Origin of the sequence: Yoonia sp. (assembly GCF_046498525.1) — a bacterium.
GTDB lineage: Bacteria > Pseudomonadota > Alphaproteobacteria > Rhodobacterales > Rhodobacteraceae > Yoonia.
Window position 1 is genome coordinate 1 of record NZ_JAWOAN010000179.1, and the last position, 23,130, is coordinate 23,130.

Consider the following 23,130-nt stretch of genomic DNA (forward strand, 5'->3'; position numbering starts at 1 on the left):
CGCCGGACGCGGCAAACGGTTCAGCCCATCGACCAACCGGTCGAACAAGCCGCGGCGCGGATGCACGAACTCTGCCGCGAACTGCGCAAGGCTGTCGCCCCGCGCCGCCGCCGCCCGCACCGCGCCTTTTTCGGTATTTTCACGAAACACCTGCGCGGTCTCGGCCACAACATTGCGCCCGTCCCCGAAAAGGAACGTCATGATCCCCGATATCAGACCCATTTTGCCACCCTCGCGCGGTGCTGTGCATCGGTCAGGTGATAGCGGGCCGCTACAAAGTCTTCGGCACGCCTGATCCAGCCCCCTTTGCCGCCGTCGCGCCTGCGGGCAAATTTGCGGCTGGCGGGGCGACGCTCTGCCAGATCATAGTAATAATCGCGTCGGGCAATGCCGTAAGCATCGACCAGATGATCGGGTGCGGCCTGCATTGCCCGCTTGGCCGCTGCAATCGTCTTGGGGCCGATCACACCATCCACAGCGACAGTGATCCGCATTTCGATCAGCAATCGTTGCAGTATCTTCACCGCATTGGCACCGGAGTTCACATACATATCGAATACACTGGCCTGCAATGGCACGGGCAACCGGTCAATGCGCGGGGCGCGAAAGTAGTGTTCAACGAAAATCGACACCGCGTGCGCCCGCGTCAGGACACGGACATCCGCATCATCGACACGCCCGTCCTGCGTCAGATCAAGCCCCAAGCGCCGCATGGTATGGATCGTCACACCGTATTTGGTGGCACCGCCGGGGTCGTCGGCATCGTTTACATAGCCGCCTTCGCGGGCAATAATCTCTTGGGCAATTTGGGTCACGGTCTGCATCTTCACCCCTTCCATACGGTCGGGGCAAAGCCTGCAGTCTATTGGTTAATTGGTCGCGACAGCATCGTCCGGCTCAACGTAGACGCCCTGCGCCTTCAGCGCGTCGACCACCTCTGACGGCATGTAAGTCTCGTCATGTTTTGCAAGAATTTCAACCGCTTCAAAGCGACCGTTGATGTAGTTGCCCTGCGCAACCATGCCCTGACCTTCCTCGAACAGATCAGGCAGGATGCCCGTGTAAACCACCGGCACGACAGCACCGCCATCAGTCACTGAAAAGCTGACCTGTTCGCCCTGACCACGCATCAGCGAGCCTTCGGCGACCAGCCCGCCAATACGGAACCGTTCATTGGGCGGCGGTGGCGCCTCAGCCACTTCGGAAGGTGACCGAAAGAACTGGAAACTGTCATCGGGCAGGAACCACAACAACCCCAGCACAAGCGCCAAACTGACCCCCGCCATCGAAACTACCTGTACGCGGCGGCGTTTCTTGAGACTTTTCAGACCACCGCTCATGGGAACACCGGCGCCATCATCAGGCCCTCTGTTTCCGGCAGGCCAAGCATCAGGTTGGCGTTCTGCAACGCCTGCCCCGAAGACCCTTTGGTCAGGTTATCCAATGCGGCGATCACGATGGCCCGCCCCGGCACACGGTCGGCAACGACGCCGATATGACAGAAATTCGATCCCCGGATATGTTTAATGGATGGATGTTGTCCCATCGGCAGTACCTCGATAAACGGCTCGACCGCATAAGCTTCGGTCAATGTATCATATATAACTTGCGGATCGCCTTGCACATAGGCAGTAGCCAAAATGCCGCGGTTGGCGGGGATCAGATGCGGCGTGAACTGCACCTGCACAGGGCGTCCGGCGACAGCGGAAAACTCCTGATCGAACTCGCCCAAGTGCCGGTGCGTACCGCCCACGGCATAGGCATGGGCCCCTTCTGACAATTCCGCGTGCAACAGGTTCTCCTTCAGGCTGCGTCCTGCACCTGATACTGCCGCCATCAGGTTGATGATGATCTGATCCAGATCAATCACACCCGCTTTAATCAACGGCCGCAGGGCATATTGCCCCGTCGCGGCATTGCAGCCGGTGCCAGCCACCAGCCGCGCGTCGCTGATCTGGTCGCGGTAAAACTCGGTCAGGCCATAGACGGCCTGTTTCTGCAATTCTGGCGCCGCATGGGGTTTGCCGTACCATTTTTCATAGTCGGCCGGATCACGCAGCCGGAAATCGGCGGAAAGATCCACGATCTTCAGGCGCTCGGGCAGCTTGGAAATGACCGCCTGCGATGTGGCGTGCGGCAAGGCGCAGAATACCAGATCAACGCCGCTCAGGTCCATTTCGTCAATCGTGGTCAGCTTGGGCAGGTCAAGGTGGCGCAGATGCGGAAATACATCGGCCATGGCCATGCCCGCCTTGGAATTGCCGGACAACCCCGCAATTTCAAGGTTCGGATGCGTTGCGATCAGACGCACGAGTTCCGCGCCGGTATAACCGGAAGCGCCCAAAATGGTGACGTTGTAGGTCATGTCTTTATCCCTCGGGATGAATGGTCTTGTTGTGACTCATGCGGCGTCAAAAGTGATCTGTCGTCGCAGAAACTGGGTCGCGCGAGCAGAAACGCGGGCAGGATCACCCGTCGTCAGAAAGGCCGCAGCAGTGCCCGGCCCGACCATCCGGGGCCGCCGCTTCAAATAGTCGGCCAAGCTCTCGGCGACAAGCTCGGCTTGGCTGAAAACCTTCACATCAGGGCCAAGAGCCGCCTGAAACTGCTCGGCCATCAGCGGGTAATGCGTACAGCCCAGCACCGCCGCATCGGGATGGGGCATCTTGCGCTTGAGCGCATCGACATGGCTGCTGACCAACGCCTCGGCCAAAATCATGTCGCCCTCTTCAATGGCATCCACGACACCACCGCAGGCCTGTGCCTCGACATCCACACCAATCGCGCGAAACGCCAGTTCGCGCTGAAACGCGCGGCTGGAGACCGTTGCAGGCGTGGCAAAAAGCGCCACATGCTTCACATGGACCTCGCGCGGGGGGGAATTGTCGCCCCATTGCCGCTCTGTCAGGGCCTCGATCAATGGCACGAACACACCCAAAACGCGCTTGCCCTCGGGCACCCAGCTTTCCTGCATCCGGCGCAAGGCCGCAGCAGAGGCCGTGTTGCAGGCCAGGATCACCAGATCGCAGCCCGCATCAAACAGCCGCTGCGTGGCCTTGGTTGTCAGATCATAGATATCATCAGGGGTCCGCACGCCATAGGGCGCATGTGCGCTGTCACCAAGATAGACCAGCGGCACATCAGGCAAGCGTTTCGCCACGGCATCCAGTACCGTCAGGCCACCCAGCCCGCTATCGAATATGCCCACCGCCATTGCCGCGCACCTTGTATTTGTCTTCGAACTCATGTCCCAGTTGAGCAGCGTCAACAGGGCTTGGGCTCAAGTCATACGTGGCTTTGCGCAGGAAATCCATGCACCCTTTGGGGTCTTTTTTGAATTGGTCCAGCGCGGCTTGCGGGATGGGTGCGCCGACGACAACACGGACCGGTTTGTTGGTTTTGACCTTGAATTCACGAATAAACATGCCGGTGCGCAAGGTGCTGTGAATATGGCTGGCCAACTGGAACAGGCGGCTGTTGTGGCCTTCAAAAAACACCGGCACGACCGTGGCTCCGGATTTGACGATCATCTTGGCGGTGAACGTGCGCCAGCTCGGATCCATCGGTTTGGAAAACGGTGTCGCAGATGTCGACACAGTACCGCCGGGAAAGATGCCGATTGCGCCGCCGGATTTAAGGTATTCAACCGCCTTGCTGCGTGTTTCGAGGTTCAGCTTGGCGGCCTCTTTGGTGTCATCGAAGGAAATCGGCAGGATCACCCGCTCAAGATCGGGTGCGCGGCGAAAAATGCGGTGCGCCAGAACGCGAAACGCGCCCCCACGGCGTTCCGACAGTATCTGTCCCATCATCAAGCCATCCAGAATTCCGTAGGGATGGTTCGAGACCACAATCAGCGGACCGTGCTGCGGGATGCTGTCCAGTGTACCTCCGACAACCTCAAGACTGACACCGTAGCGCGCCGTAATGACCTGCCAGAAATCAGCGCCTGCAGCGACTTCGGCATCATACCCGCGTGCCTTGCGGATCAACTGCAAGCGGCCAGTGACGTTCTCAAGAACACGGATCATCGCGCGTCCGCTACGGCCCTTCGCAGAAGAGGCATAGGTGATATCTCGCGCCACTTGGCGATCGGTTGCAGGCATAAAAAGCTCTTGTGTCGTCGAAATCTACGGTTGATTAACATGCTCAGGCAACAATCATATGACAGACTGAGTTTACTCGGCCACCTGTTGCATCGGCGCAGCACGCAAAACAGCAAGCAGTTCTTCGCGGCGCTTGGCTGTCTTGCGCACATTCGCGTCTTTCACGGGACCAAAACCGCGAATGTCACGCGGCAAAGCCGCCAGCGCAATCGCGGCATCACGCGTATCAGGACGTAACATACGCTGCACTTCGGCCATGTCCGCCTCGTATTGCTTGATCAACGCACGTTCCATACGGCGTTCCGCAGTGCGGCCAAAAGGATCAAAGGGCGTGCCACGCAGCCATTTCAGTTTGGCAAGCTTCGGAAAGGCCCGTGCCATCCACGCACCAAATTCCCTTTTGGCGGGCCGCCCGTCCGGTCCGGTCTTGGTCAGCATCGGTGGTGCAAGGTGATATGTCAGCTTAAGATTGCCATCGAACTCCGCCCGCGCTTTCTGCTTTGTTTGCGTCAACAGGCGCGCAACCTCATATTCGTCCTTATAGGCCAACAGCTTGTGATAGCCCAAGGCGACCGCTTCGCGCAGCGGCTCATCGTGGAACTGATCCACCAACTTGCGGTAGCGCTTGGCCAGCCGCTTGCCCTGATAGGCGGTCAAATGCGCGGCGCGGAACGCGATCTTGTCGTCCAGCATTTTTGGCAATGCAACGACATTCGGTTTCAGCACGGCACCTGCATCTTCAGGATACAGATAGGCCCAGCGGCCCAGTTCAAACGCGCGGATATTGCGGTCTACAGCGGCGCCGTTCAATTCAATCGCTCGCAGGATTGCCTCGTAACGCACTGGAATTGCGCCCATTTGCCAGACAGCGCCAAAGACCATCATGTTCGAATAGATACTATCCCCCAAAAGCACCTTGGCCAGATCGGACGCGTCAAAGAGCGCAAGCCCATCCGAAAGCCGCGCCTCGAGCGAGAGTTTCAATTGATCTGTCGGCAGGCGGAATTCCGTGTCGCGGGTGAAATCACCCGTGATAATCTCGTGGCTGTTGACCACTCCCTTGGAGCGGCCCGTTTGCATCAGGCCCAAGGTCTTGGCCCCCGCAGACACCACCAGATCGCCCCCGATCAGCGCGTCGCATTCACCCGTCGCGACACGGATCGCATTGATATCGCTCGGGCTTTCACCAATCCGGCAATGAATGTGGACAGCGCCACCCTTTTGGGCCAGCCCCGCCATCTCCATCATACCCGCTCCCTTGCCGTCAATATGGGCAGCCATGGCAAGAACGGCGCCAATTGTCACGACGCCCGTCCCGCCGACACCGGTGATCACGACGTTATGGGTTCCGTTGATCGCAGGCAGTTCCGGCGCGGGCATGTCAGGCACATCCACCTCTACCGTGGCTTCCTTGCGTATTTTTGCACCTTCGATGGTCACGAACGAAGGGCAGAACCCTTTGACGCAGGAAAAATCCTTGTTGCAAGAGGATTGATCAATCGCCCGCTTGCGGCCCAGTTCGGTTTCAACCGGAACGATGGACACGCAGTTCGACTGCACGCCGCAATCGCCGCAGCCTTCGCAGATGTCCGTGTTGATGAACACGCGCTTGTCCGGGTCGGGAAACTGCCCGCGCTTGCGGCGGCGGCGCTTTTCGGCAGCACATGTCTGCACATAAACGATGACAGACACGCCTTTGTATTTGCTGAATTTCTCTTGTACGATTGGCAGCTCTGCCCGCTCGTGTACATCCAGTCCCTTGGGAAAGATGTTGAGATCAACATCTTCTTTCTCATCATAGACCAGCGCGATGTTGCGCACGCCCATCGCCTGCACCTCGCGGCAAATCTGATCAGCGGTCAAACCGCCGTCATTGCCCTGCCCGCCGGTCATGGCGACGGCGTCGTTGTACAGGATCTTGTAGGTGATGTTCGTACCCGCCATCAGCGCGAACCGGATAGCCTGCACGCCCGAATGGTTATAGGTGCCGTCACCCAGATTCTGGAACACATGGTCGCGGGTCGAAAACGGGGCCTCACCCACCCAGTTGGCCCCCTCGCCACCCATCTGGGTAAAGCCGACGGTATCGCGGTCCATCCACTGCACCATGTAATGACAACCGATCCCGGCATAGGCGCGCGATCCTTCAGGCACTTTGGTTGACGTGTTATGCGGACAGCCCGAACAGAAATACGGCAACCGCTGCGCCAGTTCAGGTGCATTATCCGCCCGCCGCGCTTCGGCCAAAGCCGCCAGCCCCGCCGTGACCCCGCCGGAACCACAACCCTCTTCTTCCAGAATACCGCCCAGCTTTTCGGCTACGACAATCGGGTTCAGATCCGCCTTGGTCTGGAAAACCTCTTCGCGCCGCCCTTCGGAATGTTCATCCCCTTTGTGCCAGCCATAAACCCGCCGTCCGCCGCGATCGTCAAACAACGCTTCCTTGACCTGCACCTCGATCAGCTTGCGCTTCTCTTCCACCACGACGATCAGATCAAGGCCCTCGGCCCATTCATGGAATGACGCCATATCAAGCGGCCAGACCTGCCCGACCTTATAGGTGGTGATGCCCAGCCGTTCAGCCTCGGCCGCGTCGATATTCAGCAGCGACAGCGCGTGCTGCAGATCAAGCCAGTTCTTGCCAGCGGCCACGAAACCGATCCGCGCACCCGGCTTGCCCCATTTGCGCTGGTCCATCTTGTTGGTACGGCTGAACGCCTCGGCGGCAAAGCGTTTGTGGTCGATCATCCGCGCTTCTTGAAGTTGCGGGGTATCCACAAGGCGAATATTCAGTCCCTCTTCCGGCATCTCGATATCAGGGCGGACAAAGGACATCCGGTCGGGGTTGCCATCCACCACAGATGTCACCTCGATGGTGTCCTTCATGGTCTTCAGGCCGACCCAGACACCGGCAAAGCGGGACAATTCCCAAGCATAAAGCCCGTAATCCAGAATTTCCTGCACACCGGCAGGCGAGACAATCGGCATATAGGCGTCAATCATCGCCCAGTCCGATTGATGCAACGTGGTGGAGCTTTCGCCGGTGTGGTCATCGCCCATCGCCATGATCACCCCGCCATGGGGGGACGTGCCCGCCATATTGGCATGGCGCATCACATCGCCTGACCGGTCCACACCGGGGCCTTTGCCGTACCACAGGCCAAAGACACCGTCATAGTTGCCCTCGCCGCGCAGTTCGGCCTGCTGGCTGCCCCACAGTGCGGTCGCGGCAAGGTCTTCGTTCAATCCGGGCTGAAAGGTGATCTGCGCAGGTTCAAGCACACTGCGGGCCTTGGTCATCTGCATGTCCACCGCACCAAGAGGCGACCCGCGATAGCCCGTGACATAGCCAGCCGTGTTGAGACCTGCCACCTCATCGCGGGCACGCTGCATCAGCATCAGGCGCACCAGCGCTTGCGTTCCATTCAGCAAAATCTGATGTTTCGTCAAGTCGTAGCGGTCGTTAAGGGACACATCCTGATGGCTCATCTCGCACCTCCCCGCGCGTCAAATCCGTCTAAAAGAGTATAGGTCAAATAGGCTGACCTACAAAGAAGAAAATAAATACCCGTCACGTTTGCATCACTACACCTTCTGCGCGTAATGTTCTGCCAAAGATAGCGATAACAAACGTAGTGACAGGGCGATATGGACTGGGACAAGCTAAGAATATTTCACGCCGTCGCTGACGCGGGTTCGCTGACGCATGCGGGGGACACGCTGCATCTGTCGCAATCGGCAGTCAGCCGGCAAATCCGCGCGCTGGAAGAATCATTGAATACCACTTTGTTTCACCGCCATGCACGCGGGCTGATCCTGACCGAACAGGGCGAGTTGCTGTTTGACGCCACAAAAAGCATGAACAAACGGCTCGAGGCGGCCTCGGCGCGCATTCGCGACAGCGAGGAAGAGGTCTTTGGCGAGCTGCGCGTAACGACAACGACAGGGTTTGGCACGCTGTGGCTCGCCCCGCGCCTGCCGAAACTCTATGAACTCTACCCCGACCTGAAGATCGACCTGATGCTGGAAGAACGGGTTCTAGACCTGCCCATGCGCGAGGCTGACGTCGCCATCCGCATGAAAGAACCATCGCAAGCCGACCTGATCCGCAAGCGGCTGATGTCTGTGCGGATGCGGCTTTATGCGACACATTCGTATCTGAAGCAAAACGGGACACCGACTGAACTGTCAGATATGTCCGATCATCGGCTGATCTGCCAAAGCCTGAATTCCATTCAGGTGGCTGCGGGTGCCACATTGCTCCAACATCTGATGACCGCCGATATTCCCAATACCTTTACCGTGAACAACTATTTCGGCGTGCTGCAAGGGGTGTTGAACAACATCGGCATCGGGGTACTGCCCGATTATGTCACCGAAGACTTTCCCGATCTTGTGCGCGTGCTGCCCGATCTGGAAAGCGGCGAAGTCCCGGTCTTTCTCGCCTACCCCGAAGAATTGCGTCAATCCAAACGGATCGCGGCTTTCCGTGATTTCGTGCAGGATGAAATCTTTGCGCACCGCCGCAAAATGCGGGAAAGCGCGGCAGGCTAGACGCCGGGTTTCATTGGTAAAATGCGGCGCACATGAAAAGCTATGCGCTTAAGGCATAGCGGGTTTGCACGATGCTGAGGCCATTTTTTCTTGATTGGTCAAAAAACGCACCCTATCTGCACTCTCGAAGGCGATGATGCTTATTTGCTAATCACCTTCACCTCCCTGTTGGACTATGCCGGGCCTTGTGCCCGGCTTTTTTTTGCCAAAAAGGTGCTGTGCATCGCAGTTGCGGCCATGCCAGATCAGCGCTCCGCCCGAGCCGTTGGCCGCGGCGAACCAACACCTCTCTTTCCCTTATACGCGCAACCCCGTAAAACACGGACGACTCACGCCCCGGGGGGACAAAAATGCAAGAGCCAGCCATCACCGAAGACCTGATTGCAGCACATGGGCTTTCGCCTGATGAATACCAGCGCATTCTTGACATCATCGGACGCGAGCCGAGCTTTACCGAACTGGGCATCTTTTCGGCCATGTGGAACGAACACTGTTCCTACAAATCCTCGAAAAAATGGCTGCGCACCCTGCCGACGACCGGCCCCCAAGTCATCTGCGGCCCCGGCGAAAACGCAGGTGTGGTGGATATCGGCGACGGACAGGCCGTGGTTTTCAAAATGGAAAGCCACAACCACCCCAGTTACATTGAACCCTATCAAGGCGCGGCCACAGGTGTTGGCGGCATCCTGCGAGACGTGTTTACAATGGGTGCCCGCCCGATCGCTGCCATGAATTCCCTGTCCTTCGGCGAACCCGATCACCCCAAGACGCGCCAGTTGGTCAACGGTGTGGTGGCCGGTGTCGGCGGGTACGGCAACTGCTTTGGCGTGCCGACTGTCGGCGGCGAAGTCCGCTTTGATCCGGCCTATAATGGCAACTGCCTTGTAAACGCTTTCGCGGCGGGCCTCGCAGACGCGGACAAGATTTTCTATTCCGCCGCTTCCGGCATCGGCATGCCTGTGGTGTACCTCGGGGCAAAAACCGGTCGGGACGGTGTGGGCGGCGCAACGATGGCCTCCGCCGAGTTCGACGACACGATCGAGGAAAAACGCCCCACCGTTCAGGTTGGCGATCCCTTCACCGAAAAACGCCTCATGGAAGCGACGCTGGAGCTCATGGCTACAGGTGCCGTGATTTCTATTCAGGATATGGGGGCCGCTGGCCTGACCTGTTCTGCCGTGGAAATGGGCGACAAGGGCGGGCTCGGGGTCAAGCTGAACCTCAACGCGGTGCCACAGCGCGAAGAAAAAATGACGGCCTACGAGATGATGCTGTCGGAAAGTCAGGAACGGATGCTCATGGTGCTCAAGCCCGAGCTTGAGGCCGAAGCGCGCGCGGTATTTGAAAAATGGGACCTCAATTTCGCCATCGTCGGCGAAACCATCGCCGAGGACCGCTTTATCGTCGAACATAACGGCCATGTCATGGCTGACCTGCCGCTCGCCATGCTCTCCGGCTCTGCGCCCGAATACGACCGCCCCTGGGAGCCAACACCGGCCGCCGAACCACTGGGTGATATCGCGGGTGTGCATCCCATCGACGGACTGCGCGCATTGATCAACAGCCCCAACTATGCAGGCAAACAATGGGTCTATGAACAATATGACCAGCAAGTGATGGGCGATACGGCACGCACTCCGGGCGCAGGTTCCGGTATTGTCCGCGTGCATGGCACCGACAAGGCGCTCGCCTTTACCAGCGACGTCACCCCCCGCTATGTCAAGGCCAACCCGTTCGAAGGCGGCAAGCAAGCCGTCGCCGAAGCCTATCGCAACCTGACTGCAGTGGGGGCCACCCCATTGGCCACGACCGACAACATGAACTTCGGCAACCCCGAAAAGCCCCGTATCATGGGGCAATTCGTAGGCGCCATCCAAGGGATCGGCGAAGCGGTCAAGGCGCTGGATATGCCCATCGTTTCCGGCAATGTGTCGCTCTATAACGAAACCGACGGCAAAGGCATCCTGCCCACCCCCACAATCGGCGCGGTCGGCATCATCAACCACCCCGACCAGATGATCACAGGCAATATCCGCGAAGGGCACGTGCTTTTGCTATTGGGCGAAACAACGGGACATCTGGGGCAATCCGCCCTGCTCGCCGAAGTTTACGGACGCGCCGAAGGTGACGCGCCGCATGTCGATCTGGCAGCAGAGAAAGCCCACGGTGATTTCATCCGCGCGAACCATGCGTACATCAAGGTCTGCAACGACCTCTCTGACGGGGGCCTTGCACTGGCGGCATTTGAACTGGCCGAAAAAGCAGGCATCGGACTTGCGCTGGACATGGAAGACACCCCGACGCTGTTTGGCGAAGATCAGGCCCGCTATCTGATCGCCTGCAATTTCGATCAGGCCGAAGCCCTGATGATCGCTGCAAACCAGGCGCGGGTCACATTGCTGATGGTCGGCAAGGTCGGTGGCGACCAGATAACCTTCGGAAGCCAGACTGCGCCCTTGGCAGACCTGAGCGAAAGCTTCCGGACGGCGTTCGAACGCGCCGTCGCCTGATGATCATCTTGCCCAAAAAAACTCCCGCCGGAGGCATCCCCACTTGTCCACCGGCGCTGACGCCCCTACCTTGAAAGCACGTGATCAAGAGGAACCGCAATGCCCATCTCCGCCCATGAAATCGAAACGCTTCTGCGCGAAAGTTTCCCCGCCGCCGAAATAAACGTGCAAGGGGACGATGGATCGCATTTTGCCGCCGAAGTCATCGATGAAAGCTTTCGCGGCAAAAACCGCTTACAGCAGCAGCGCGCAGTCTACGCAGCCCTCAAGGGAAAGATGGACGGCAATAACGGTGAATTGCACGCGCTTGCGCTCACAACAAAGGCCCCCGCGTAACCACGATGAGCTTCAATCTGATCATAGGTATACTTGCTGCATTGATCCTTGCCGCTTTTGTCCTGCGCGCGATCAACATCGTCATAAGTGAAAAAGGCGAAGTGATCCGCGGTTCTGACAAAAAAACCGGCTTTCACGTTATTCATGCAGAGTATTCCTCAGGAATTTCAGGCCATCACACAACCTACAAAGTGCCGTGCGACCCACAGCAATACGCGCAACTTTTCAGCCCACAGGAAACGGAAACCAAGAAATGACAGCACAAGACAAAATCAAAGAGACCGTCACAGCCAATGATGTCGTTCTGTTCATGAAAGGCACAAAGAGCATGCCGCAGTGTGGCTTTTCGTCCCGTGTGGCAGGTGTGCTGAATTTCATGGGTGTCGACTTCAACGACGTCAATGTGCTTGCCGATGATGACATCCGTCAGGGGATCAAGGACTATTCCGACTGGCCCACCATCCCACAGCTTTACGTCAAGGGCGAATTCGTGGGTGGCTGTGATATCATCACAGAGATGACACTCTCTGGCGAGCTGGACACGCTTTTCGCGGAAAACAACGTGACGTTCGATAAGGACGCCGCAGAGAAGATCCGCGAAGCCAACGGTTAAACAGATTTGGCGGGCTGTCCTGCCCGCCAATTCGCTAGTGCGTCTCTACCTGATCCGCCAGTGCTTCGGCACGCGCGGCTATCTCGGCGAGTGTGTCCATCACAGCCGCAGGCACCACCGGCACTTCGATACGCACCGGCTCGGGCGCGGGCTGGCTTTGCAAGCTTTCCATCTGCGCGCGCAAGTTGGCCGCATCTGCTTCCAGTTCGCGCACTTTATCCTCAAGCCCTGCGGTCTTATCCGCCAGCATCAGACCCGCCATCAACAACATACGCGCCTCGGGCACCCGCCCGATCTGGCCGGCAAGATGGGATGCCTCCACATCCAGCATCGCTGCTGCGGAATGCAGGAAATGCTCTTCGCCCTCCTGACAGGCCACCTCGAACGTCCGGCCCCCGATTGCAATCTCAACCTGCGGCATGGGATGTCTCCTCGATCAGGGGTTTCAATTCGTCAAGAATGGCGTCCACTTCGGCAGCATCGGCAGAGCGTTGGGCGCTCAGCGCTTCCATTTCCGCCGCAACAGCCGCATCATGAAGTTCCGGTGCGAGCCCCGCCGTCACGGTTTCGCGCAGCTTGGTATTCATCTCGCGCAACTGCACGTTCGAGGCACGCAATTGCTGCAATTCTTCGTCAAGCTTCATCAGATGCCTGCTTTGGGTTTCGGCCCGCAGCGTCAGGCTGGCCACTTGGGTATCCTGCCGCTCTTTCAGGACACGCACCCGTTCCACCAATTCGGCGTTTTGTGCGCGCTCTTCGTCCAGAGCAGCCTGCAACGCAGGATCGGCGTCGGGTTGCGCGGGCGCGTCCAATCCCTGCCTGATCCGGTCAAGCGCCGCCGTGATACGGCTTTCCAATGTACTGATGTCACTCATCCGCTCGTCCTTTCGTGGCGCGAAAAGGCCCATGTCATTGCAATGGCCTTCGTCATGCACCGTGTTTTTTCGCAACCGTGGGGCGCATTGCGCCGAATCGCGTTTCTTGGATTCCAGCGTAAGCCATCACTCGTCCGCCCGCAAACGAACGGGCGTCAAGAATATGAGTAACTTAGCCGTCAGCCTTGATCTTAGGTTCCTGCCTGATATGACGCTGACGAACCCGTTATTCATCTTTCGCAAATAGGACCTGATCACCTTGGATATTGCAGCCCTGCGCACCGCGCACCCTGACCATTGGATGAAAGCGACAGCCATCCGTACTTTGACACTGGATGCGGTCGCTGCAGCCAACTCCGGCCACTCCGGTATGCCGATGGGCATGGCCGATGTGGCAACGGTTCTGTTTGAAAAGCACCTTAACTTCGACCCGAACGCCCCGCATTGGCCCGACCGCGACCGGTTTATCCTGTCTGCCGGTCACGGCTCCATGCTGCTTTATTCCCTGATGTACCTCACAGGTTACGAAGACATGCCGCTGGAGGAGATCAAGAATTTCCGCCAATGGGGCGCACGCACGGCAGGTCACCCTGAATTCGGCCATGCCCGCGGAATCGAGACGACAACCGGCCCCTTGGGTCAAGGTCTTGCCAATTCGGTGGGCTTTGCCATCGCCGAGGAAATCCAGCGCGCCACATGGGGCAAGACTATCATCGACCACCACACCTATGTGATGGCCGGTGACGGTTGCCTGATGGAAGGCATCAGCCAGGAAGCCATCGCATTGGCCGGCATGCAGAAACTGTCGCAGCTGATCGTCTTTTGGGACAATAACAACATCACCATCGACGGCACAGTCGATCTTGCAGACATCACCAACCAGCCGATGCGCTTCGAGGCCTCCGGCTGGCACGTGCAGGAAATCGACGGCCACGATCCGGTCGCGATCGACGCCGCCATCGCCGCAGCCAAGAAAGACCCGCGCCCGTCCATGATTGCCTGCAAGACCCATATCGCCTTGGGACATGCCGCACAGGACACCTCCAAGGGTCACGGTGCATTGACGAACGACGAGCAACTGAAGGCCGCAAAAGAAGCTTATGGCGCACCCATGGGCGACTTCGAGGTCGCGGCCGAGGCCCGCGAACAATGGGCCGTGATCGGTATGCGCGGAGCCTCCACACACAAAGAATGGCACGACCGTTTCAGCGCGCTGTCAGCCAGCAAACAGGCCGAATTCAAGCGCACCTATGCAGGTGAAGCGCCCAAGCGCCTCTCCGCCACCATCCGCGCGCTCAAAAAACAGATCAGCGAAGGTGCGCCATCGGTCGCAACCCGCAAATCATCGGAAATGACACTCGAGGTCATCAACCCGATCATGCCCGAAACCATCGGCGGTTCGGCTGACCTGACGGGCTCCAACAACACGCTGACCAAGGATATGGGCATATTCCACCCCGATACCCGTAAGGGCCGCTACATCTACTACGGTGTGCGCGAACACGGGATGGCGGCGGCCATGAACGGGATGGCGCTGCATGGCGGCGCACGCCCCTATGGCGGTACCTTCATGTGCTTCACCGACTATGCACGCGGTGCGATGCGCCTGTCTGCATTGATGGGCATCCCCACGACCTATGTGATGACCCACGACAGCATCGGCCTTGGCGAAGACGGACCAACCCACCAGCCGGTCGAACACCTCGCCATGTTGCGTGCGACGCCAAACATCAACGTCTTCCGCCCTGCCGACACGATTGAAACCGCCGAAAGCTGGGAACTGGCGCTGACATCGCACAAGACACCCAGCGTCTTGGCACTGACCCGTCAGGGCGTGCCCACGGTGCGGACCGAACACAAGAACAAGAACCTGACCGCCCAAGGTGCCTATGTACTGGCCGACGCGACAGGCAAGCGTCAGGCGATCTTGCTCGCGACCGGCTCCGAGGTGAGCATCGCAATGGAAGCCCGCGAACTGTTGCAAGCCGAGGGGATCGGCACGCGCGTTGTCTCCATGCCGTGCTGGGAGCTGTTCGAAGAGCAGGAAGAAAGCTATCGCAAGCGCGTCCTGCCCGGTGGCCCTGTGCGCGTCGCCATCGAGGCCGGTATCCGCTTTGGCTGGGACCGCTGGCTTTTCGGCGAACGCGGCAAGCGCGACAAGTCCGGCTTTGTGGGCATGCACGGTTTCGGGGCTTCTGCCCCCGCAGACCGGCTTTACAAAGAGTTCGGGATCACGGCGCAGGATACCGCCGACAAGGTCAAATCCCTGATCAAGTAAATCACGACGGCCCCATCCGGATCAATCCGGATGGGGTGCAAACACGCCGCGCGGACACCCGCGAATTCACCCGGGGCGCACGAGGGTGATCGCTTGCCGCGCCACAATGCCAGAGGCGTTTGCAGTAACATATCAAAATATCGCAATGCCGTTATCGCTAACAGGCTTTGTTAACGCTAACATATTGGAAAATATAGTTTTTTTCCTTTGGCCAGTAGCGCATACCCCAGTATACAACGGGCAATGGGAACGGGTACCAAAGGACCGCAGGCATGACAGTCACCATCGGCATCAACGGCTTTGGCCGCATCGGGCGCTGCACATTGGCACATATCACCGAGGCTGCGCGCAACGACGTGCAGGTGGTCAAGATCAATGCCACCGGCCCGATCGAAACAAACGCGCACCTGCTCAAATACGACAGTGTCCATGGCCGCTTCGGCAGTCCGGTCAAGGTAAACGGGAAAACGCTCGATCTGGGGCGCGGACCGATTGATGTGATGTCCACCTACGATCCCACCGAACTGGATTGGGACGGTGTCGATGTGGTCCTCGAATGTACCGGCAATTTCAACGACGGACTGAAATCCGGCGTGCATCTTGATCGGGGCGCAAAAAAAGTGCTGATCTCGGCCCCCGCCAAAAACGTGGACCGCACGGTCGTCTACGGTGTGAACCACCGCGACCTGATCGCGACCGAACGCATGGTCTCCAACGGGTCTTGCACCACGAACTGCCTCGCTCCTCTTGCCAAGGTGCTGAACGACGCCATCGGCATCGAGCGCGGCATCATGACCACGATCCACAGCTACACGGGCGACCAGCCCACATTGGACCGCCGCCACAGTGACCTCTACCGCGCCCGCGCTGCCGCCATGGCGATGATCCCCACGTCCACCGGTGCCGCCAAAGCCTTGGGCGAAGTGCTGCCGGAACTGGCGGGCAAGCTGGATGGCACCGCCATGCGCGTGCCCACACCGAACGTCAGCGCCGTTGATCTGACATTCGAGGCCGGCAAATCCGTCACGGTGGAAGACGTCAACGCCATCGTCGCCGAGGCGGCTGCGGGCTATATGGGCATGGTCATGTCCTATGATGACGAAGCGAAGGTCAGCATCGACTTCAACCACACCACCGAAAGCACAATCTTTGCACCGGACCAGACCAAGGTCGTGGGCGGCAAGACCGTGCGGGTGCTGGCATGGTACGATAACGAATGGGGTTTTTCGGCGCGCATGGCAGATGTCGCCGCGACCATGGGACGCCTGCACTAGACGCCGCAAAATCCAAAGCGAAATACGGCAAAGCCCGCATAAGCGGGCTTTGCCATTTCTGCACACGCCCGCTAGACCTCTGGTATGACAAACACACTCGCCCTCATCATCGTGATCGTCATCGCAGCAATGTTGGGCTTTGATTATTATCAATACGATTTGGCGAACTCGGTATTCTTGCTACGCAAGCTGACTGAACTGATTGAGTGGATGGCCTTCTGGCGCTAGGCGCGATCAAAGGTTGACCTTTCTGCATAAATCGCAATGTTAGCGCCAACATTGACCCTGAGGAGAGTACCATGGCAGTCAAAGTAGCTATCAACGGATTTGGCCGCATCGGCCGCAACATCCTGCGCGCAATCATCGAAAGCGGGCGGACCGATATCGAAGTCGTCGCAATCAACGATCTTGGGCCGGTGGAAACCAACGCCCACCTGCTGCGGTTCGACAGCGTGCATGGCCGTTTCCCTGCGACCGTCACGACGACGGAAACCACCATCGACGCCGGTCGCGGACCGATGGAAGTGACCGCGATCCGCAATCCCGCCGACCTGCCCTGGTCGGATGTGGATGTCGTGTTGGAATGTACCGGCATCTTCACGAGCAAAGAAGCCTGCCAGGCCCACCTTGATAACGGCTCCAGCCGCGTATTGATCTCTGCACCGGGCAAAGACGCCGACAAGACCATCGTTTACGGCGTAAACCATGACGTGTTGACCAGCGATGATATCGTCGTGTCCAACGCATCCTGCACCACGAACTGCCTGGCGCCGGTCGCCAAAGTCCTCAACGATGCAATCGGCATCACCAAGGGCTTTATGACTACGATCCACAGCTATACCGGCGACCAGCCGACGCTGGACACGATGCACAAGGATCTCTACCGCGCGCGCGCCGCTGCGCTGTCCATGATCCCGACCTCGACCGGAGCAGCCAAAGCTGTCGGCCTTGTCCTGCCCGAACTGGACGGCAAGCTCGATGGCGTCGCAATCCGTGTGCCGACACCCAATGTCTCGGTCGTCGATCTGACATTCGAGGCCACCCGGAGCACGACGATCGAAGAGGTGAACAACGCCATCATCGCCGCCGCCGACGGGCCGCTCAAGGGCATACTGGGCTATACAGACCTTCCGATGGTTAGTTCCGACTTCAACCACGACCCGCATTCCTCGATCTTCCATCTCGATCAGACCAAAGTGCTTGACGGCAATATGGTCCGCATCCTGACGTGGTACGACAACGAGTGGGGCTTCTCGAACCGGATGGCCGACACGGCGGTTGCGATGGGCAAGCTTATCTAACTTCTGCAAAACGTCTTCTTGAAAGCCGGTCCTTTGGGCCGGCTTTTTTCGTGGCGGATTGCAACTCTATTGTCGCAGAAACCAGTAAATACCAGGCTATTACCCCACGGATGTGATCAAGGTAATCTACGTGAACGGCACAGATGACATTGGTGGATTGCGCGCCGTTGCTGTTATCCTGATCGTGTACTTTCATGTACGGCTAGCTAGTGTGCCAGAGGTTCACCGGCTTTGAATGTTTTTCGTGATCAGTAGATTTCTGATCACTGGTTTCATCCTGTGTGAACTTGCGCAGGATCGGTTCACATTCCGGCATTTCTATCTGCGGCGCCTTGGCCCTGCACTCTTGGTAACAATCAATCTGACACTGGACGCGGGCTGGCGCCATGCAGTCCGGGCATAGCCGCTAGCGCTAACTGTCAGTTGTGCTGCACTGCGGCATTGCTACATATGAAGCACGAAACGAAAACGCGATGACTTAAAAGGAGCACGCAAATGACCGTATTGAACACAGTTCGCACCGCCGTCCAGAAACGCGTGGCCTACAGCCGCCTCAAGCACGAGCTGCAAGCTATGCCCGTTGAAACTGCCATTGATCTTGGCATGTTCCGCGAGGATGCGGGCAAGATAGCGGCAGAAGCCATTTACAGCTAAACCGCTGGCCATGCAGGAAAAACAGCCGCGCCTTCGGGGGCGGCTTTGTTATTTCCACCCCACCGAACAATGCGGGTTCAACCGCCAAACCGTTGTTTCAGCGCTGAATTGACAGCGGGTGTCACAAATTTCGACACGTCACCACCCAGCCGCGCGATCTCCTTGACCAGTTTCGAGGCAATCGCCTGATGCTGCGCCTCTGCCATCAAAAACACGGTCTCAATCGTGTTATCCAATGCGCGGTTCATGCCGACCATCTGATATTCATACTCGAAATCGGCAACCGCGCGTAGGCCACGGATGATGACGGATGCGCCGACATCATGCGCGCAATTGATCAGAAGATTCTCGAACGGATGCGCCATGATCAGACACTCCGTCTCGGCAGCCAAAGGGGCGACTTCCGCTTCGATCATGGCCACCCGCTCTTCGAGCGTGAACAAAGGGCTCTTGTCGCGATTGATCGCAACACCGATCACAAGCCGGTCCACCAGTGAACAGGCGCGCTGGATGATATCAAGGTGCCCATGCGTGACCGGATCAAATGTACCGGGGTAAAGTCCGACGCGCATGGCAAACCTCGTTCTGTCTTAAGTCGCGTGCAAGCAACAGTATTCCGCGCAGGAATGCAAGAAAGGCTTAATGGCCCATGATCATCCCTTCGAGGGATTCTTTTTCCATCGAAAGTTGCGCAAGGCGGCCCTTCACGGCGTCACCGATGGAAATCAGGCCTACCATCTTGCCGTCGGACATAACGGGCAGGTGACGAAACCGGCCGTCCGTCATCATTTCAAGTACTTCCAGCGCCGTGTTCGACGGACTGCAAGTAACAAGCTTTGCGGTCATCAGGTCGCTGACCGGATCGTTCAGGCATCCGCTGCCGCGCTTGCCCAACTCGCGCACGATGTCCCGCTCTGACAAGATACCGTCAAGCGTTTCACCATCCTGAGAAACCACAACCGCACCAATCCGATGCTTGGACAAAAGTGTCGCCGCTTCGGTGACAGTCGATGACGGGGTCACAGAAATCACACCGGTATCGGCTTTCGACTTCAACATTTGGGATACAAGCATTTGCATTTTCCTTGATGATGCTCTGGTGTCCTAGCGTGTCAAATCGGGGGCCTTGCTGTCAAGCGTGCCGTGCGTTCCAGACGCTGCACCTCGTCCTGCATTCCTTGGCGCAAAGCGGTCGCAAAACGCGCCAAACGGTCCGATCTGCGGTCCGAGGTGTGGCGCACAAGATAAAAGGATCGCGTCAAAGCCACTTCATCTGTCAGCACCATTTGCAATTCCGGCGCGAATGGCAGCGCGAAATCATGCACGATCCCGACGCCCGACTGCCGGATCATCTGCAGTTGCACCGCAACCGAGTTCGACGCCATCTGCACCCGCGCCGCGTCTATCTCGCCCAGATAATCCAACTCCTTGTCAAAGATCATGTCAGGGATATAGCCGACGATCTGCCGCGTCCTGAGATCATCAAGGCTGTGCAACGGCAGTGCATTGGTGCGCATCGCAAGATGCAACTGATAGTCGGTGATCTTCTGCACGGTCAGCCGCCCTGCGGCAGGCGGGCTGACGGTGATCGCCATATCCGCCTCGCGGCGTGACAGGTTCACGACACGCGGCAGGGCAAGGATCTGCACCTCCAGATGCGGATTTTTCCGCTGGATGGTGGCACAAACCTGCGGCAAAAGGAAATTGGCCGCCCCGTCAGGAGCACCGATCCGGATTTGCCCGGTCAGCGCTGCCGTATCCCCCTGCCCTTCATCGCGCGCCTGCGTCAAATGCACCTCGGCCTCCGCCGCCCGCGCCATCATCCGCTCGCCCAGATCGGTCAGCGCATAACCCTGCGGCGATTTCACGAAAAGCGCCGCCCCAACGCTGCGTTCCAGCCGCGCGATCCGCCGCCCCAGCGTGGACGGGTCCATCTTGAGCAATGGCGCCGCCCCCGATAGCCCCTCGGCCCGCGCCACCGCCAGAAACACCCGCATATCATCCCAGTTTTCCATCGCATCCTTGCATTTTTGCAAAATAATTTTGGAATATTGGTTCTTTTACGGTGAAAAATGCAAGAGTATACTCTGCCTGAACCAGAAATTTGCGGAGGACCCCATGCAAGAGTTGACCCACTATATCGGCGGCGCACACGTCAAAGGCACGTCAGGCCGCTTTGCCGACGTCTTCAACCCCGCCACAGGCGAAGTACAGGCCAAGGTGCCGCTGGCGAACGCCGATGAAATGGCCAAGGCCGTCGCTATCGCAGCCCAAGCACAACCAGCATGGGCCGCCGTCAATCCCCAGCGCCGCGCGCGCGTCATGATGGCTTTCGTGGGCTTGTTGAACCGCGACATGGACAAACTGGCCGAGGCGCTGAGCCGCGAACATGGCAAGACGCTGCCGGACGCCAAGGGCGACGTCATTCGTGGGCTGGAAGTGGTGGAATACTGCATCGGTGCGCCGCATCTGCTGAAAGGTGAATTCACCGACAGCGCTGGCCCCGGTATCGACATGTACTCGATGAAACAACCCTTGGGTGTCACCGCAGGCATCACGCCTTTCAACTTCCCCGCCATGATCCCGATGTGGATGTTCGCGCCCGCTATCGCCTGCGGCAACGCCTTCATCCTCAAACCCTCCGAGCGTGACCCTTCCGTGCCGCTGATGCTGGCCGAACTGATGGAAGAAGCAGGCCTGCCCAAGGGCATCCTGCAGGTTGTCAACGGCGATAAAGAGGCGGTCGACGCGATCCTTTATGACGACACGATCCAGTCGGTCGGCTTTGTCGGCTCCACCCCCATTGCAGAATACATCTACGGAACCGGCTGTGCACAGGGCAAGCGCGTACAGTGCTTTGGCGGTGCCAAGAACCACATGATCATCATGCCCGACGCCGATATGGATCAGGCCGCGGATGCGCTGGTCGGTGCCGGTTACGGTGCTGCTGGCGAACGCTGCATGGCAATTTCCGTCGCTGTGCCTGTGGGCGACGAAACCGCCGACCGCCTGCTTGAAAAATTGATCCCCAAAGTCGAAGCACTCAAGGTCGGCCCCTACACCGCAGGCAATGACGTGGATTACGGGCCCGTTGTCACTGCCGCAGCGAAAGCCAACATCGAACGCCTGGTGCAAACCGGCATCGACCAGGGCGCGAAACTGGTGGTCGATGGCCGCAACTTCAACCTGCAAGGCTATGAAGACGGTTTCTTTGTCGGGCCACATCTGTTCGACAACGTCACCAAGGATATGGACATCTACACGACCGAAATCTTCGGCCCTGTCCTGTCCACCATCCGTGCGCAATCCTACGAGGAAGCCCTTGGCCTTGCCATGGACCATGAATACGGCAACGGCACCGCAATCTTCACCCGCGACGGTGACACTGCCCGCGATTTTGCCAACCGGATCAACATCGGCATGGTCGGCGTGAATGTGCCGATCCCTGTGCCGCTGGCCTATCACACCTTCGGAGGCTGGAAAAAATCCATGTTCGGCGACCTGAACCAGCACGGACCGGACGCGTTCAAGTTCTACACGCGGACCAAGACGATCACATCGCGCTGGCCCTCTGGCACCAAAGAGGGTGGCGAGTTTTCGATCCCGCTGATGGAATAAACTGCAAAGGCCCACCCGAAACGGTGGGCCTTTTCGTTTGCGCAGGACGGCTTGTCAATTCATACCGATCCGCGCAGCATAGGAACCAGCGTTCAATTCCTTGACGGGAGGCAAGAATGGACTTCGCTCTGACGGAAGAACAATCCGCCATTTTTGCTATGGCGCGGGACTTCGGCGCCGAGCATATCGCACCCCATGCGCGCACATGGGAACGCGAAGGAACAATCCCGAAAGAGCTTTGGATCAAACTGGCGGAACTGGGTTTCGGTGGGCTTTACGTCGCGCAAGAGCGCGGCGGATCGGGGTTGTCACGGCTTGATGCCACATTGGTTTTCGAGGCGCTCGCGCAATCCTGCGCCTCTGTTTCCGCTTTTCTGTCGATCCACAATATGTGCGCCCGCATGATCGATGCCTACGGCTCTGACGCACTGCGCGACCGCATCCTGTCACGCGTCCTGACCATGGAAACAATCCTGTCGTATTGCCTGACGGAACCGGGTTCGGGTTCTGATGCCGCGGCCCTCAAGACAAAGGCAACCCGCGACAACACAGGTTATCTGCTGACAGGCACCAAGGCCTTCATCTCGGGCGCAGGCTATTCCGACGCCTACATCGTCATGGCGCGCACCAGTGAAGATGGCCCCAAGGGGATCAGCGCAATCGTACTCGAGAACGGTGCGCAGGGCCTGTCGTTCGGCGGGCTAGAGGACAAGATGGGCTGGCGGTCGCAGCCCACCCGACAAGTGCAAATGGATGGCTGCCCCACCCCTGTCGAAAACCTTTTGGGCGAAGAAGGCATGGGGTTCAAATACGCCATGACGGGGCTTGATGGCGGACGGTTGAACATCGCCGCCTGTTCGATCGGTGCAGCACAATCCGCGCTGGACCAGACGGTCACCTATATGGCAGAGCGCAAGGCCTTCGGCAAATCCATCGACCAGTTCCAGGGGCTGCAGTTCCGGCTGGCCGATGCGGAAATCGCCCTGCAATCGGCGCGGACCTTTCTGCGCCAAG

The 23,130-nt window shown here is 58.5% G+C and carries 23 protein-coding genes and 1 pseudogene; 12 read left to right on the forward strand and 12 right to left on the reverse strand.

Annotated elements, in window-relative coordinates; genetic code table 11:
* The 7 genes and pseudogenes from R6T97_RS11270 to R6T97_RS11300 form a co-directional block, all read right to left on the reverse strand.
* A pseudogene (locus R6T97_RS11270) lies at positions 1-222 on the reverse strand (hypothetical protein); the annotation flags it as partial.
* Positions 213-824 carry a holin-associated N-acetylmuramidase gene (locus tag R6T97_RS11275; RefSeq protein WP_410349386.1) on the reverse strand — a complete coding sequence of 204 codons (612 nt, stop codon included), beginning with the start codon at positions 822-824 and terminating at the stop codon, positions 213-215. The pseudogene R6T97_RS11270 and the gene R6T97_RS11275, both read right to left, overlap by 10 nt.
* Before the next feature lie 45 nt (positions 825-869).
* Positions 870-1,340, reverse strand: a complete 471-nt coding sequence (ccmE, locus tag R6T97_RS11280) for a cytochrome c maturation protein CcmE (protein ID WP_410349387.1) — start codon at positions 1,338-1,340, stop codon at positions 870-872.
* Complete coding sequence (argC, locus tag R6T97_RS11285; RefSeq protein WP_410349388.1) at positions 1,337-2,365, reverse strand: N-acetyl-gamma-glutamyl-phosphate reductase; 1,029 nt, start codon at positions 2,363-2,365, stop codon at positions 1,337-1,339. Before argC ends, ccmE begins: the two co-directional genes overlap by 4 nt.
* 36 nt (positions 2,366-2,401) lie before the next feature.
* Positions 2,402-3,214 (reverse strand): glutamate racemase, encoded by an 813-nt coding sequence (locus tag R6T97_RS11290; RefSeq protein WP_410349389.1) that lies wholly within the window; start codon positions 3,212-3,214, stop codon positions 2,402-2,404.
* Entirely contained in the window at positions 3,192-4,103 is a 912-nt protein-coding gene (locus R6T97_RS11295; protein WP_410349390.1) for a lysophospholipid acyltransferase family protein, read from the reverse strand. The genes R6T97_RS11290 and R6T97_RS11295 overlap by 23 nt, the downstream gene beginning before the upstream one ends.
* 72 nt (positions 4,104-4,175) lie before the next feature.
* The gene (locus R6T97_RS11300) at positions 4,176-7,592 is read right to left on the reverse strand and encodes an indolepyruvate ferredoxin oxidoreductase family protein (protein WP_410349391.1); all 3,417 of its coding nucleotides are present in this window, start codon (positions 7,590-7,592) and stop codon (positions 4,176-4,178) included.
* A gap of 159 nt (positions 7,593-7,751) precedes the next feature.
* On the opposite strand from R6T97_RS11300, the gene R6T97_RS11305 reads away from it, so the two are divergent.
* From R6T97_RS11305 to grxD, 5 genes are all read left to right on the forward strand, one after another.
* A complete protein-coding gene (locus R6T97_RS11305; RefSeq protein ID WP_410349392.1) occupies positions 7,752-8,657 on the forward strand; it encodes a LysR family transcriptional regulator in 906 nt (301 codons plus the stop codon).
* 350 nt (positions 8,658-9,007) lie between these two features.
* Positions 9,008-11,167 carry a phosphoribosylformylglycinamidine synthase subunit PurL gene (gene purL, locus R6T97_RS11310; protein WP_410349393.1) on the forward strand — a complete coding sequence of 720 codons (2,160 nt, stop codon included), beginning with the start codon at positions 9,008-9,010 and terminating at the stop codon, positions 11,165-11,167.
* 99 nt (positions 11,168-11,266) lie between these two features.
* Positions 11,267-11,503, forward strand: a complete 237-nt coding sequence (locus tag R6T97_RS11315; RefSeq protein WP_410349394.1) for a BolA/IbaG family iron-sulfur metabolism protein — start codon at positions 11,267-11,269, stop codon at positions 11,501-11,503.
* Positions 11,504-11,508: 5 nt separating this feature from the next.
* A complete protein-coding gene (locus tag R6T97_RS11320) occupies positions 11,509-11,760 on the forward strand; it encodes a hypothetical protein (RefSeq protein ID WP_410349395.1) in 252 nt (83 codons plus the stop codon).
* Positions 11,757-12,116, forward strand: coding sequence for a Grx4 family monothiol glutaredoxin (gene grxD, locus R6T97_RS11325; RefSeq protein WP_410349396.1), 360 nt, complete (start codon positions 11,757-11,759; stop codon positions 12,114-12,116). Before R6T97_RS11320 ends, grxD begins: the two co-directional genes overlap by 4 nt.
* 34 nt (positions 12,117-12,150) lie before the next feature.
* On the opposite strand, the gene R6T97_RS11330 is transcribed toward grxD, so the two are convergent.
* A complete protein-coding gene (locus R6T97_RS11330) occupies positions 12,151-12,537 on the reverse strand; it encodes a cell division protein ZapA (RefSeq protein WP_410349397.1) in 387 nt (128 codons plus the stop codon).
* Positions 12,524-12,991, reverse strand: a complete 468-nt coding sequence (locus tag R6T97_RS11335) for a hypothetical protein (RefSeq protein ID WP_410349398.1) — start codon at positions 12,989-12,991, stop codon at positions 12,524-12,526. Before R6T97_RS11335 ends, R6T97_RS11330 begins: the two co-directional genes overlap by 14 nt.
* A gap of 259 nt (positions 12,992-13,250) precedes the next feature.
* Here R6T97_RS11335 and tkt point away from each other — a divergent pair, with 259 nt between their 5' ends.
* From tkt to R6T97_RS11360, 5 genes are all read left to right on the forward strand, one after another.
* Positions 13,251-15,269 carry a transketolase gene (gene tkt, locus R6T97_RS11340; RefSeq protein ID WP_410349399.1) on the forward strand — a complete coding sequence of 673 codons (2,019 nt, stop codon included), beginning with the start codon at positions 13,251-13,253 and terminating at the stop codon, positions 15,267-15,269.
* Between the two features lie 272 nt (positions 15,270-15,541).
* Positions 15,542-16,543, forward strand: coding sequence for a type I glyceraldehyde-3-phosphate dehydrogenase (gene gap, locus R6T97_RS11345; RefSeq protein WP_410349400.1), 1,002 nt, complete (start codon positions 15,542-15,544; stop codon positions 16,541-16,543).
* 84 nt (positions 16,544-16,627) lie between these two features.
* A complete protein-coding gene (locus R6T97_RS11350) occupies positions 16,628-16,771 on the forward strand; it encodes a hypothetical protein (RefSeq protein WP_410349401.1) in 144 nt (47 codons plus the stop codon).
* Positions 16,772-16,842: 71 nt separating this feature from the next.
* On the forward strand, positions 16,843-17,844 hold the full coding sequence (gene gap / locus R6T97_RS11355; RefSeq protein ID WP_410349402.1) for a type I glyceraldehyde-3-phosphate dehydrogenase: 1,002 nt from the start codon (positions 16,843-16,845) through the stop codon (positions 17,842-17,844).
* A 495-nt stretch (positions 17,845-18,339) separates the two neighbouring features.
* The gene (locus tag R6T97_RS11360; protein ID WP_410349403.1) at positions 18,340-18,498 is read left to right on the forward strand and encodes a hypothetical protein; all 159 of its coding nucleotides are present in this window, start codon (positions 18,340-18,342) and stop codon (positions 18,496-18,498) included.
* A gap of 77 nt (positions 18,499-18,575) precedes the next feature.
* Here the strand turns inward: R6T97_RS11360 and coaD are convergent, their stop codons facing one another.
* The 3 genes from coaD to R6T97_RS11375 all read right to left on the reverse strand — a co-directional run bounded on the left by coaD (position 18,576) and on the right by R6T97_RS11375 (position 20,513).
* Positions 18,576-19,070 (reverse strand): pantetheine-phosphate adenylyltransferase, encoded by a 495-nt coding sequence (coaD, locus tag R6T97_RS11365; RefSeq protein ID WP_410349404.1) that lies wholly within the window; start codon positions 19,068-19,070, stop codon positions 18,576-18,578.
* 67 nt (positions 19,071-19,137) lie between these two features.
* A complete protein-coding gene (locus tag R6T97_RS11370) occupies positions 19,138-19,572 on the reverse strand; it encodes a CBS domain-containing protein (protein ID WP_410349405.1) in 435 nt (144 codons plus the stop codon).
* A 38-nt stretch (positions 19,573-19,610) separates the two neighbouring features.
* On the reverse strand, positions 19,611-20,513 hold the full coding sequence (locus tag R6T97_RS11375) for a LysR family transcriptional regulator (protein WP_410349406.1): 903 nt from the start codon (positions 20,511-20,513) through the stop codon (positions 19,611-19,613).
* 103 nt (positions 20,514-20,616) lie between these two features.
* Here R6T97_RS11375 and R6T97_RS11380 point away from each other — a divergent pair, with 103 nt between their 5' ends.
* Positions 20,617-22,116 (forward strand): CoA-acylating methylmalonate-semialdehyde dehydrogenase, encoded by a 1,500-nt coding sequence (locus tag R6T97_RS11380; RefSeq protein WP_410349407.1) that lies wholly within the window; start codon positions 20,617-20,619, stop codon positions 22,114-22,116.
* A gap of 116 nt (positions 22,117-22,232) precedes the next feature.
* On the forward strand, positions 22,233-23,130 hold an 898-nt coding region (locus R6T97_RS11385), incomplete at its 3' end, for an acyl-CoA dehydrogenase family protein (RefSeq protein WP_410349408.1).

Bases quoted from the DNA above. Each gene is read 5' to 3' on its own strand.
- R6T97_RS11275 (WP_410349386.1), bottom strand. From the start codon at position 824: ATGCAGACCGTGACCCAAATTGCCCAAGAGATTATTGCCCGCGAAGGC.
- ccmE (WP_410349387.1), bottom strand. From the start codon at position 1,340: ATGAGCGGTGGTCTGAAAAGTCTCAAGAAACGCCGCCGCGTACAGGTA.
- argC (WP_410349388.1), bottom strand. From the start codon at position 2,365: ATGACCTACAACGTCACCATTTTGGGCGCTTCCGGTTATACCGGCGCG.
- R6T97_RS11290 (WP_410349389.1), bottom strand. From the start codon at position 3,214: ATGGCGGTGGGCATATTCGATAGCGGGCTGGGTGGCCTGACGGTACTG.
- R6T97_RS11295 (WP_410349390.1), bottom strand. From the start codon at position 4,103: ATGCCTGCAACCGATCGCCAAGTGGCGCGAGATATCACCTATGCCTCT.
- R6T97_RS11300 (WP_410349391.1), bottom strand. From the start codon at position 7,592: ATGAGCCATCAGGATGTGTCCCTTAACGACCGCTACGACTTGACGAAA.
- R6T97_RS11305 (WP_410349392.1), top strand. From the start codon at position 7,752: ATGGACTGGGACAAGCTAAGAATATTTCACGCCGTCGCTGACGCGGGT.
- purL (WP_410349393.1), top strand. From the start codon at position 9,008: ATGCAAGAGCCAGCCATCACCGAAGACCTGATTGCAGCACATGGGCTT.
- R6T97_RS11315 (WP_410349394.1), top strand. From the start codon at position 11,267: ATGCCCATCTCCGCCCATGAAATCGAAACGCTTCTGCGCGAAAGTTTC.
- R6T97_RS11320 (WP_410349395.1), top strand. From the start codon at position 11,509: ATGAGCTTCAATCTGATCATAGGTATACTTGCTGCATTGATCCTTGCC.
- grxD (WP_410349396.1), top strand. From the start codon at position 11,757: ATGACAGCACAAGACAAAATCAAAGAGACCGTCACAGCCAATGATGTC.
- R6T97_RS11330 (WP_410349397.1), bottom strand. From the start codon at position 12,537: ATGCCGCAGGTTGAGATTGCAATCGGGGGCCGGACGTTCGAGGTGGCC.
- R6T97_RS11335 (WP_410349398.1), bottom strand. From the start codon at position 12,991: ATGAGTGACATCAGTACATTGGAAAGCCGTATCACGGCGGCGCTTGAC.
- gap (WP_410349400.1), top strand. From the start codon at position 15,542: ATGACAGTCACCATCGGCATCAACGGCTTTGGCCGCATCGGGCGCTGC.
- R6T97_RS11350 (WP_410349401.1), top strand. From the start codon at position 16,628: ATGACAAACACACTCGCCCTCATCATCGTGATCGTCATCGCAGCAATG.
- gap (WP_410349402.1), top strand. From the start codon at position 16,843: ATGGCAGTCAAAGTAGCTATCAACGGATTTGGCCGCATCGGCCGCAAC.
- R6T97_RS11360 (WP_410349403.1), top strand. From the start codon at position 18,340: ATGACCGTATTGAACACAGTTCGCACCGCCGTCCAGAAACGCGTGGCC.
- coaD (WP_410349404.1), bottom strand. From the start codon at position 19,070: ATGCGCGTCGGACTTTACCCCGGTACATTTGATCCGGTCACGCATGGG.
- R6T97_RS11370 (WP_410349405.1), bottom strand. From the start codon at position 19,572: ATGCTTGTATCCCAAATGTTGAAGTCGAAAGCCGATACCGGTGTGATT.
- R6T97_RS11375 (WP_410349406.1), bottom strand. From the start codon at position 20,513: ATGGAAAACTGGGATGATATGCGGGTGTTTCTGGCGGTGGCGCGGGCC.
- R6T97_RS11380 (WP_410349407.1), top strand. From the start codon at position 20,617: ATGCAAGAGTTGACCCACTATATCGGCGGCGCACACGTCAAAGGCACG.